14 protein-coding genes are annotated in these 9,984 nt (G+C 33.6%); 4 read left to right on the top strand and 10 right to left on the bottom strand.

Annotated elements, in window-relative coordinates; genetic code table 11:
- Window positions 1-374: 374 nt before the first annotated feature.
- Entirely contained in the window at window positions 375-1,064 is a 690-nt protein-coding gene (locus tag B9T33_RS16310) for a hypothetical protein (RefSeq protein ID WP_086179927.1), read from the bottom strand.
- Window positions 1,065-1,280: 216 nt separating this feature from the next.
- Between B9T33_RS16310 and B9T33_RS16305 the strand changes: the two genes are divergently transcribed.
- On the top strand, window positions 1,281-2,654 hold the full coding sequence (locus B9T33_RS16305) for a MobA/MobL family protein (RefSeq protein ID WP_086179926.1): 1,374 nt from the start codon (window positions 1,281-1,283) through the stop codon (window positions 2,652-2,654).
- 164 nt (window positions 2,655-2,818) lie between these two features.
- Here the strand turns inward: B9T33_RS16305 and B9T33_RS16530 are convergent, their stop codons facing one another.
- Window positions 2,819-2,962, bottom strand: coding sequence for a hypothetical protein (locus B9T33_RS16530; RefSeq protein WP_171263666.1), 144 nt, complete (start codon window positions 2,960-2,962; stop codon window positions 2,819-2,821).
- Window positions 2,963-2,999: 37 nt separating this feature from the next.
- On the opposite strand from B9T33_RS16530, the gene B9T33_RS16300 reads away from it, so the two are divergent.
- Window positions 3,000-3,332, top strand: coding sequence for an antitoxin Xre/MbcA/ParS toxin-binding domain-containing protein (locus tag B9T33_RS16300; protein WP_086179925.1), 333 nt, complete (start codon window positions 3,000-3,002; stop codon window positions 3,330-3,332).
- Between the two features lie 95 nt (window positions 3,333-3,427).
- Window positions 3,428-3,688 (top strand): helix-turn-helix domain-containing protein, encoded by a 261-nt coding sequence (locus B9T33_RS16295; protein WP_086179924.1) that lies wholly within the window; start codon window positions 3,428-3,430, stop codon window positions 3,686-3,688.
- A gap of 56 nt (window positions 3,689-3,744) precedes the next feature.
- On the opposite strand, the gene B9T33_RS16290 is transcribed toward B9T33_RS16295, so the two are convergent.
- On the bottom strand, window positions 3,745-4,683 hold the full coding sequence (locus B9T33_RS16290; protein WP_086179923.1) for a hypothetical protein: 939 nt from the start codon (window positions 4,681-4,683) through the stop codon (window positions 3,745-3,747).
- A gap of 240 nt (window positions 4,684-4,923) precedes the next feature.
- Here B9T33_RS16290 and B9T33_RS16285 point away from each other — a divergent pair, with 240 nt between their 5' ends.
- Window positions 4,924-5,751 (top strand): NYN domain-containing protein, encoded by an 828-nt coding sequence (locus tag B9T33_RS16285; protein ID WP_171263665.1) that lies wholly within the window; start codon window positions 4,924-4,926, stop codon window positions 5,749-5,751.
- Window positions 5,752-5,865: 114 nt separating this feature from the next.
- Here the strand turns inward: B9T33_RS16285 and B9T33_RS16280 are convergent, their stop codons facing one another.
- The 7 genes from B9T33_RS16280 to repM form a co-directional block, all read right to left on the bottom strand.
- Window positions 5,866-6,267 carry a lysozyme inhibitor LprI family protein gene (locus B9T33_RS16280; protein ID WP_143224028.1) on the bottom strand — a complete coding sequence of 134 codons (402 nt, stop codon included), beginning with the start codon at window positions 6,265-6,267 and terminating at the stop codon, window positions 5,866-5,868.
- Window positions 6,268-6,350: 83 nt separating this feature from the next.
- Window positions 6,351-6,665: a BrnA antitoxin family protein gene (locus B9T33_RS16275; protein WP_004728120.1), complete on the bottom strand. Its 315-nt coding sequence runs from the start codon at window positions 6,663-6,665 to the stop codon at window positions 6,351-6,353.
- Window positions 6,652-6,939: a BrnT family toxin gene (locus B9T33_RS16270; protein ID WP_000438825.1), complete on the bottom strand. Its 288-nt coding sequence runs from the start codon at window positions 6,937-6,939 to the stop codon at window positions 6,652-6,654. Before B9T33_RS16270 ends, B9T33_RS16275 begins: the two co-directional genes overlap by 14 nt.
- Window positions 6,940-7,168: 229 nt before the next feature.
- A complete protein-coding gene (locus B9T33_RS16265) occupies window positions 7,169-7,693 on the bottom strand; it encodes a hypothetical protein (RefSeq protein ID WP_086179921.1) in 525 nt (174 codons plus the stop codon).
- A gap of 18 nt (window positions 7,694-7,711) precedes the next feature.
- Complete coding sequence (locus B9T33_RS16525) at window positions 7,712-7,849, bottom strand: hypothetical protein (protein WP_171263664.1); 138 nt, start codon at window positions 7,847-7,849, stop codon at window positions 7,712-7,714.
- Window positions 7,850-7,904: 55 nt separating this feature from the next.
- Complete coding sequence (locus B9T33_RS16260; RefSeq protein ID WP_086179920.1) at window positions 7,905-8,432, bottom strand: plasmid replication DNA-binding protein; 528 nt, start codon at window positions 8,430-8,432, stop codon at window positions 7,905-7,907.
- Between the two features lie 87 nt (window positions 8,433-8,519).
- On the bottom strand, window positions 8,520-9,449 hold the full coding sequence (repM, locus tag B9T33_RS16255) for a replication initiation protein RepM (protein ID WP_086179928.1): 930 nt from the start codon (window positions 9,447-9,449) through the stop codon (window positions 8,520-8,522).
- Window positions 9,450-9,984: the final 535 nt, after the last annotated feature.

The raw sequence follows: 9,984 nt of genomic DNA, 5'->3' as shown, positions 1-9,984 counted from the left end.
TAAATATCAATTAGATATACAACATTAAAAGGTTTTAAAAGTATTAAAATATAAAAAAGTATTAAAAGCCCTAGTCATGAAAAATTGCCCTATGTTTTCGCTACGCTCAAACTCTATTGAATCTCGCTTTCGCTCGATTCGAGGGGCAATTTTTTGGTTAATCCCTTTTTGACTTTAAAAAAAGCAAAAGCAACTCGGAATTCGCTTCGCTCATAAAGCTTTTTTTCTCGCTGCGCTCGGTCTAGGCTCAAATTTCTACATGTAATTTAAGCTTATTTAGGCTTCACAGCCTAAAAAGCAGTTTTTCAGAGAGTCTAGGCGCGACTTTTCATTGTGTCGCTCGTAGACACTCGCTTAATTGCAATTTAGATGCCTTATTGTTTATGAGGATTTCTAGGATCATTAATAATCTTATTAATCACTTTATTAATTTTTTGACATTCTGGACGTTCTTCAAAGCTTTGAATGACATTTTTAAAGCCTTTGTATTCTTCTTTCCCAAATTCAACAAACATAGCCATTTTTAGCGCTATACCAATTCTTTCTATGTCATTGTTAGCCTCATATCCAGTGGATTCAGCTAATAATTTTTTGACAGCGGCACCTAAAAAAATTAGTTCCGCATTTCGTTGGTTTCTAGATTCTAATTTTTGTTGAGGAATAGCGGGATCTAATACTTTTTGAACTTCGATAGCAATATTTTTCTCTAAAAACTCATTTTTAGCAGATCGTCTTAGCTGATCTAATGACTTGTGCATCGTGAAATAAGCATCAACATTGGTCATTGATAGCTTTTCCAGTTCAAGTATAGATTGCTCTAATTTGGTTAGTTTTGGATTGTGCTTTAATAGATTTAGATAGGTCATTCGCTTATCGAAATCATTTTTTTCATACCGACATTTTTTAACTAATGCCATGTTTTGAAGAAGCAAGTTTTCTGGGTTCATTTCATACTCTTGAACAAAATTTTGCTCAATTATTTTATGAAATGGGAGAGTTTTAATGTGCTTATAAAGTTCGCATAACTCATCTAGAGTAACGACTAAATTTGGACGCCCTGCCATTTTTTAAACCTCAAAATATTGCCACTAATTAAAAATTATCATAACTTGCAATTGTGGGTGAGTCATAATTATTTCTGTTTATACAGAAATAATTAGTGACCTCGTTTCCGTGTCTTTTAATTGACATACCCCCTAAAGGGGTTATGATCAAGTTAAAAGACACTCCTCCTCGGCCTGCCGGCGGCAGAAGCGACCCAACTGAATTGATGGATTTTTATGTATTACTACAATCAAAGACATAACGTAAAACAAAAAAAATCGTCCACTCCAGTAGGTAAAAACAAGACTAAGCCTAAGAGAAATTCAACTTCAAAAAATGGCTTTCATTACATCACTCGAACTGCTCATCATTCAGAGTTGAAAGATGGAGAATCGGTTGAATTTGTAAAATCTGGAAACATGCCAACGTGGGCTGAAAAGAATCCCAAAGTTTTTTGGCACTCCGCAGATAGATATGAAATTGAACGTGGACGAACTAGCCAGGTGATGACTGTCGCTCTACCGAAAGAATTAAGTAGCTGGCAAAGGCAAGAACTTGTTGAAAATTTCATTGATGAGTTCGCAAACAAGCATCAATTTCCGTTCACTTGTGCCGTTCATATCCATAAATCAGCAATTACTGGTGAAGATCAACCGCACTTACATTTCATGTATTCAGAGCGAACCCTTGCCGATGGTTTGGAAAGACCACCTGAACAGTTTTTTAAACAATATCGACCTAAAAATCCAACGAAAGGGGGCGCGCAAAAACTCACTGCTGACGTATTAGGGCTTGGCCGTGAACAGATTAATTATCATCGCCAAATTGCTGAAAACTTGATAAATGAAAGTCTGCTGAAGTACGCTCCAACAAAAATAGTTAAAGTTAAAGGACGTAAGCCTGGTGAGCCCGAGTTAGAAATTTTGGTGCCAAATGTCGCTTCATGTCTAAGTAATAAAGACTATAACGCCAAGCATGGCACCAATCTTCGCGATGTTGAACAGATTCCACGTTACAAGTTATATAGCTCTGATCCGGATGTCATAAAAGAGGTTCAAGCGAAGAAAGAAATGATAATTACAACGAGAGATTGGAATAATTTTGAGTTATATCATCAGCAGTATTACGCTGCGTTTGAAAAAATAAAAGAAGCTGAAAAGTTAAAACAGCAAGAAATTAAAAGCCAAGCGCAGCAGCAAATTATAGATCCTGTTGCTGTATATAACTTGGCGGTGCGTTTGAGTAATACTGCTTACATTCAGCATGATAAACTAAATGAAATCATTTACTTGTCAGATAAACAATTAAGCTCATCAACAGATATTATTACATTGATTGAGCGTAAAGCATCTTTATTGAATGACGTTGCAATAAAAGATACTCGGAAAGAAGTATCTACGCTTGTTTATGAAATCTACAAGTGCGATGTAGCGATGATTCAAGAAAATTCGAGAGGTCGGTCTCTGACATACGATGAAATACGCATGTTAGAGCGTCTAAATGAGCGTATTTCACAATTTGAGAATATGTATGCATCAAACCCACATAAACAGTTTAAAAGTGAAAATACGCGAAATCATGATGATCTGAACAATACTCCGGAACCATAATCATTAGTAAGTTTTTAGAGAAAACCCTTTACTCCAAAATGCTTGTAACTAAATAATATTTATTGGAAAAATCGCAAAATAATTAAATTTAAAAATTAAAAACCCTCTACTCCAAAATGCTTGTAAGTCTATGAAATATATAAATAATCATACTAAATTAATCTTTAAAATGGCGTAGAAGGCTTACAGAATTCACTTTCAACAATGGCAAAAATTTCATCAGCGTGTGCGTTATATTCATCTATATTTTTCAGTAATTCAGCTTCAGAAAATGGAAATTTATTTTCTGGAATTTCAACAGTATTCATATTTTTAACTCCTTGTAATTTTTAGGATATTTGTGAGATGGATAACAAAGTAGTGCTTTCAAAAGCTGTACTGCGTACTGCTGAGAAACTTGGTCTCAGTATGGATCAACTTGCTCAGGTTCTAGGTGCAGATCACACGGCAATAATTAATATGGGAGTAGAGCCTGTTTCAACGGCTGGTCAGCAAGCATTGTTATTGATTCGAGTGTTCCAGTCATTATATGCATTGAACGGTGGAGATGTAGAAGCAGTTCAAACTTTTATGCGTTCACCAAATCGTATGACTGAAGGTATTCCTGTTGAGCAAATTCAGGAAGATCATGGATTAGTTCGAGTTCTAGAATGTATACAGGCTTTGCTCATAAAATAATTTCATGCATAAAGTTTGCCATATAGCGAACTTTATGCATGAAATATTTAAAGTTCGCTATATGGCAAATAAAACGCTTTGGAGTTTGATGAAAAATGGCTTCTAGAAAAGAAATTGGAGAACAAATCAGGTCCGCAAGAAAAAAATTAGGGTATACCCAGAAGACTGTAGCAGAAAGATCCGGAGTCAATAAAACAACGATTTCTGAGATGGAGAATGGTCATTTTACTGGTTCTTTTCACTTGTTTGAACTTGTTCTCTGTAGTGTCAAATTACAGTTCGAAGTTGTGCCTAAACGGTATCAACTTCCCAATTGGTATGAAATCGAATCTTTATTCAAAGAAGATGATGAATAAAGCGAATGCCTATCTATAGCCGATTGAGTTGATTAACGAATTTCGTATAAGAGATTTTATGTTAAGTTAAATCTTATAGTTCTATTTTTTGGCGGGTTTTGAGCTAGAGAATGATTTAATGAAATATTCCAATCGCTATCAAAATGTTCTTCAAAATTATTTGCAGCTATTAGCTTACGTGACCCACCTCTCTTATCAGTCATTTCATATTTCCATTTACTAAGACTAGGATGTTTAATGAAAAGCATTTTTTCTAACATAAATCCTAGTCTAGCTCTATCAATACAAGTTCCTTCATTAGAAGCATAATTAATTAAACCATCTAAAAATCTATCAACATTATTATTAAAAACTTCAAATACATGGGCAAAACCTCCACAGTATTGTGGTTTCCTTAATGTATCTAACAATAAATCAAAGTGATTTTGAACTCTGAGATCTCCGTGTTTAACTAAATTGTCTAAATTTAAGTTTTTCTCTGATAAAACAACTAATTGCTTATTTAGAAATATATCTTCGTATGGATATATTGGAAATATGTAGTCAAAATACTCTTGTATATTGAACTGCTTTCTTAAGTGTTCAGGTACGGATGGGAGATCTAATAAGGCCTTTTTCTTCCATAAGGAGCGGCTTGGAGCTTTAAAATAAACAGATTGGGGTTGCTTATTAGTTAATTTTAGTTCGTATAAAGCACTTCCATAAGCTAATGATCCGTAAGGGAATAGAAGACAAATTAGTTCTTCTGCAGAAATACTATCCTTATTTTTTGAGAAAAAACTATAACCAAACTGCGTTTTTTGATGGCAAGCTACTTGTTTGGAACTAGCTAACTGCTCTACTGCTTTATAATATTGGCTTTTGGGGTTTAAGTTTATATTGTCTTCTACTTTTAATAAGACACAGAATTCAAATATAGATTTAAATAATTGCTGTCTAGAAATTATGGTTTTTTCATATTCATTGAAGAACCAATTTAAGAAAAAAGTATTCATCTTCTTCAATTTATTAAATATAAGTCCTTAGGACTTATATTTAATAAATCACAGCAAGTCAAGCATTTAATTGTAAGGTTATGATTTATATGTAATAATTATATATTGTATATATGGTCAATTTGATCGGAAGTGTGCATAGAATTACTATGAATTTAGCAACTCAGCCCCGTCCGTAGACAATTAAGTAGTATCTACATGATGGTTCTGAGTTTTTTTTTGCTTTTAAAAAAGGTTTTTATGAAAAAAGTTGCTGTACTTATTGATGGTGGATTTTTTATTAATAGAATCTTTTTTACAGCTAGAAAATATTATAAAACTCATACATTCACTTCAGATGAAATTATAAAAATATATTGGAATGTCGTTAATTTCCACTGTACTTATAAGTCACGAGATGAGGCTGAGGATGCTTTATATCGCGTATATTTTTATGATTGTCCCCCATTAGCTCCAACTGATCAAAAAAAATATCCTTTTCCTGAAGCAGGATCAGGTCATACAACTCCTAAAAATTTTAATCCCAAAACTCATGCTCCTTATGTTCTTCGTAGAGAATTACATACAGCCCTAGCTCAGACTCGAAAAACGGCTCTTAGGTTAGGTAAGCTAGGTAAAGAAACAGAGTGGCAACTAAAATCGGAAACATTAAAGTCTTTAATCAAAAGAGAAATAACTTGGGATCAAATAACAAATGATGACTTTTTTTTAAATGTTAATCAGAAGGGTGTTGATACTAAAATTGGATTAGATATTTCAACATTAGCTTATGAAAAATTGGTTGATAAAATAGTTTTAGTAACAGGTGATAGTGACTTTGTTCCTGCAGCAAAATTAGCACGCATGAAAGGTATAGAAGTTGTTTTAGATACTTTAGGTTTTTCTGTTTCTGAAGATTTAGCTTTACATGTGGATGGTAGTCATACGTTTAATATGGTGAAAATGATTTATAAAGCGTTAGATTCCCGAGTTACCCCTGATAATGTAGATAAGCTTTCTTGGTGGAATGAATACATAGCAAAACAATCGGTTAGTAGACCATCTAAAGGTCGAAGAAATAGAAGATAATGAATAATTATTGAGTTTTTCTAAAATTAATATAGTAGGCATTAGGCAAATTCAAAAGATAAAAAATTAAAAAGCTCGATAATATTTATCGAGCTAATTAATAAAATACATGAATTAATTAGAGTAATACTCTTTAAACCATTCTAATTCTTTTACTCTAGATGCAGTAGTATCTAAGAAACATGAATTACTATTCAAAGTTGCAGAAGTTCCTGAATTTGGATCAGCATAAAAATCACAGTTTAAATCTCTATACTTAATCCAAGCGCGTTGAGTTTCTTGAAGTTGCTTTTGGCGTTGAGGTGGAAGTAAACCTATTACATTCTTATAAGCGTTATTTAATCTAAGATCCTGACGCTTAGTTTCCGCAGCTATACAATCAAGCATCTCGACTGTAACGCCCCCTGAATTATCCATACAGTTATTATATTGCTTACTAAATTCAACTTCATCAGCCCACGTCAGTTGATTCAAAATTACTAATGCTAAGCCTAATAATATCTTTTTCAATTTCATTTACCCCCTAATTCTTAAATTTTCCTACAATTAACATAATACACGTTATACGAAGTCAAAAATGGGAGCTTAAGCTCCCATTTTTATTGATGATTTTTTAATTCTTTCAGCATAGCATCCCGTAAAATTTCATTCATTCGTGTTTGATAACCTTTGCCTTGAGCTTTGAACCAAGCAAGTACATCAGCATCTAACCGAATTGAAGTTTGTTGCTTCACTGGGCGGTAAAATTGATTTTGGCGTACAGCACTGCTCCAATCGGTAATTTCAGGAATATCTGATAGATCTAGCTGATCATCCGGAACCGTGCCTTTAGCAAGCAAGCGTTGAATTTCAGCATCTTGCTTCTCACCAAATTTCTCATTCAGCTCTTTGCGTGAGTATCTAACCATGCTCATATTTGTTTCGCTCCGCTTTAGTCACTTGCCTTGCACTAATGATTCGTATGATTTCACAGTCATCTTCATCAAAAATGGTGTGAGCCACCAATAACATTAGTACGCCTTTAACTCGTCCAATGGTTTGCCAACGTTCTTCACCATCGGTATGTCTGTCTTGGATTGAGATCCGTAATGGATCTTCAAAAACAAGGCTTGCAGTTTCGAAAGAGATATCATGCTTTTTCTGATTCTTTCGATTCTTAGCCTCATCCCATTCAAAATACTGTTCCATAAAAAACATTCAAATTTGTATATACAATAATGTATCACAAAATTGTATCACTCAACCCAATTAGTGTAATTTTTAGTCAAAATTATTGGCAAAACACTCCAAAACCGCTCATAAAAAAGCCGACTTGTTTCCAAGTCGGCTTTTGAACATCATCGAGCAAATAATTTATATCATAAGTTTTTGATTTTTATATGTTTCAATTTGTGCATTTCGTATAATGCCCATTATGTTAAATAACCCCATTCCAGACTTTATCTAAGCTTTTTAAATTATTGTATGCTTCTTCAAAATTACTCAATTTGAATGTTAAGACAGGAGATGAAAAGGGCTTTTCCCAAATTACTGATGTAACTAGATCATTTATATGATTCCAGCTTCGTCCAAATCTGATCCATGTGACCTCTGTTTCTGTAGTAACTTGTTCAACCATAATTACGTTGCACACAAGATCTAAATCATCAGGACAAATTAAAATTGGTACGACTGTCGAGACAGCACCATATTCAGAAACTTCAGGTTTTAGAAGTTTCCAGGCATTACTTAAAGACAGATTGTTTTCAAAGTCATATAACCATCCTTGTGCTGGAACAAGAGTATTTGTCTCTTCAATGATATTGGTATTTTTATCTATCCATATATTTAATGGAATCCCATCAATAGCAAGAATTGGAAACGGTTTAGGGTTTCCGCTTCCATCTTGAATACATCCATTAATAGGATGTTCCTTTAATAAAATTGCTGAAATTAAGTTCATATATTTCGTTTAAATGCTTTAAAGTTTTTCTAAAATTAACATAATACGCGTTATACGAAATGCTTGAATTTTTTCCTTCAGCATCAATATCTTAACTAAAGCCGTTCCAGTAAACAGCGCACTGGAACGGCTTTTTTGTGATTCTTCACGTTCCACGCCTATTCTTTGATCAATGTTTCACGCTTTTGATTAGCTCTCGTGAACAATAACCTCAGCCATTCGGCAAGAAAAACCGGCTTAACCAGCCTCTTTTCGGCTGTTCCGGTTCAACGTGTTCCGGCATAGGAATACGCTTATTTTCTTTTTGATCACGGTTAGCTAATACCTCAGAGTTATCCTGTTGAACAGTCTGAGGTGTATTGACTGTAGTATCCATTGCAGACTGGTTTTTATCTTCCTGTCTAGATGTCTCTAGGACACCTTTAAACTCAATTCTATGAGTGAGATCTTCGATATGTTGCATCAAAGACTTTTCTCTTTGATTTGCTAAATCTAACTGATTTTTAAGTAAGGTGATCTGATCTTTTAGGACAGTTTCAACCTCTGATTGGACGTGTACAGGTACATCCTTATGAACTTGTTCAGTACGTGTACTGGACTGAACACCAATTGGATTGCCATAAACTCTTATTAATTCTGATAGATCTATAAGACCATCATTATCTCTTGATAATTCACCATTTTTTATAGCTTCATAGATTGTTGTTCTAGACTTTTTAAAGGCTTTACTTGCGTCCATTACGCTAAATTTTGTTGTGTTCAATGTAATCCCTCAGTGCATGTACAAGGATGTTCATATGAACATCCTAACTGAACATGAAGTTTATTATGTGTTAAATCCTACTTTTTTAAGGTACGGGAGTAGTTCTTTAAACTTTTCTTGATCTTTTAGCATTTCAGCAATTCGAACTGCAAATTGTGCATAGCTCTCTGTGCCTTGAGAGTATTTATTCATATCTGGAAGCTCAGATAATTTATTTGAGAACAGATGGCGCTGTTTATCTGTCATTTTTATAAAAAGATCGACATCCGGATCATGTTTATTTTCTATTGCTTTAGAGGTCTTTTGATTTTTTTTGAATGTAAAAGAATATCCAAAAATTGAGCGACCTTTTTTGGTTTGAGAATATTCTAAAGAAATATCTGTACACTCATTTATTTGGGCAACAGCTAAGTCTAAAACACGAGCTTTAAAATTAGCAGTGAGTTTATATTCATTTATTCCAACACCAAGCTTATTTCTAAAGTCATTTACTTCATAGACTGGAGTTTTTCCGACACTTTTCCATTGCATAAGTAATTCATAAAGGCGTGTAGAGTATTTGCTAGATAATTTACTGACTTGAGCAAGTTCATAAGTCGTGAATTGTTCTTCTAAGCGAGTAATTAAAGGAACAATAGATGGTGCAAAAATTAACTTAACAACAGCTTCATCTGGAATATATCTAATCTCACTAACCCAGCGGGTTTTGATATATTCCTTTTTCCCTTTGGCTGTTGTGCTTTCATAACTGAATTGACGCTTAAATAGTAGCTCTACGGCTTCTTTTAACGCACTGTATGCACCATGAATGGTGACATCGAAGTTTTCAGCATAAGAACTTGCATGTACCGTTAATGGATCATTTGCACCTATACCTAATCCACTTTCTCTAGCCTCAATAATTGCTAGAAAAATTAATCTTTGTTCAATTAACTCTAAATTATAACTTGCCGCAATTAAGGCATTAGCCTTAGCTATAAGCATATCTTTCACCTGTCTATCAGTCGTCATTACCATCTCCAAAACGACTAAAATTCAGGTGTCGCTACCTGTTCGAATGCTAAAGATTCCTCAATATATATACATTAATAAATTATGTATGTAAATGGGAAGTAAACGTATATATATATGGAAGTAAACGTATATATATATGGAAGTAAACGTATATATATATGGAAGTAAACGTATATATATATGGAAGTAAACGTATATATATATGGAATTTAATTTTTAAATATCAATTAGATATACAACATTAAAAGGTTTTAAAAGTATTAAAATATAAAAAAGTATTAAAAGCCCTAGTCATGAAAAATTGCCCTATGTTTTCGCTACGCTCAAACTCTATTGAATCTCGCTTTCGCTCGATTCGAGGGGCAATTTTTTGGTTAATCCCTTTTTGACTTTAAAAAAAGCAAAAGCAACTCGGAATTCGCTTCGCTCATAAAGCTTTTTTTCTCGCTGCGCTCGGTCTAGGCTCAAATTTCTACATGTAATTTAAGCTTATTTAGGCTTCACAGCCTAAAAA

The organism is Acinetobacter sp. ANC 5054, from assembly GCF_002135295.1.
Lineage (GTDB): Bacteria > Pseudomonadota > Gammaproteobacteria > Pseudomonadales > Moraxellaceae > Acinetobacter.
The sequence above is the reverse complement of the archived record's forward strand: the minus strand, read 5'-3'. Positions and strand labels throughout refer to the sequence as shown.

Excerpts from the sequence above, each read along its gene's own strand:
- B9T33_RS16310 (WP_086179927.1), bottom strand. The coding sequence starts at position 1,064 with ATGGCAGGGCGTCCAAATTTAGTCGTTACTCTAGATGAGTTATGCGAA.
- B9T33_RS16305 (WP_086179926.1), top strand. The coding sequence starts at position 1,281 with ATGTATTACTACAATCAAAGACATAACGTAAAACAAAAAAAATCGTCC.
- B9T33_RS16530 (WP_171263666.1), bottom strand. The coding sequence starts at position 2,962 with ATGAATACTGTTGAAATTCCAGAAAATAAATTTCCATTTTCTGAAGCT.
- B9T33_RS16300 (WP_086179925.1), top strand. The coding sequence starts at position 3,000 with ATGGATAACAAAGTAGTGCTTTCAAAAGCTGTACTGCGTACTGCTGAG.
- B9T33_RS16295 (WP_086179924.1), top strand. The coding sequence starts at position 3,428 with ATGGCTTCTAGAAAAGAAATTGGAGAACAAATCAGGTCCGCAAGAAAA.
- B9T33_RS16290 (WP_086179923.1), bottom strand. The coding sequence starts at position 4,683 with ATGAATACTTTTTTCTTAAATTGGTTCTTCAATGAATATGAAAAAACC.
- B9T33_RS16285 (WP_171263665.1), top strand. The coding sequence starts at position 4,924 with ATGAAAAAAGTTGCTGTACTTATTGATGGTGGATTTTTTATTAATAGA.
- B9T33_RS16280 (WP_143224028.1), bottom strand. The coding sequence starts at position 6,267 with ATGAAATTGAAAAAGATATTATTAGGCTTAGCATTAGTAATTTTGAAT.
- B9T33_RS16275 (WP_004728120.1), bottom strand. The coding sequence starts at position 6,665 with ATGAGCATGGTTAGATACTCACGCAAAGAGCTGAATGAGAAATTTGGT.
- B9T33_RS16270 (WP_000438825.1), bottom strand. The coding sequence starts at position 6,939 with ATGGAACAGTATTTTGAATGGGATGAGGCTAAGAATCGAAAGAATCAG.
- B9T33_RS16265 (WP_086179921.1), bottom strand. The coding sequence starts at position 7,693 with ATGAACTTAATTTCAGCAATTTTATTAAAGGAACATCCTATTAATGGA.
- B9T33_RS16260 (WP_086179920.1), bottom strand. The coding sequence starts at position 8,432 with ATGGACGCAAGTAAAGCCTTTAAAAAGTCTAGAACAACAATCTATGAA.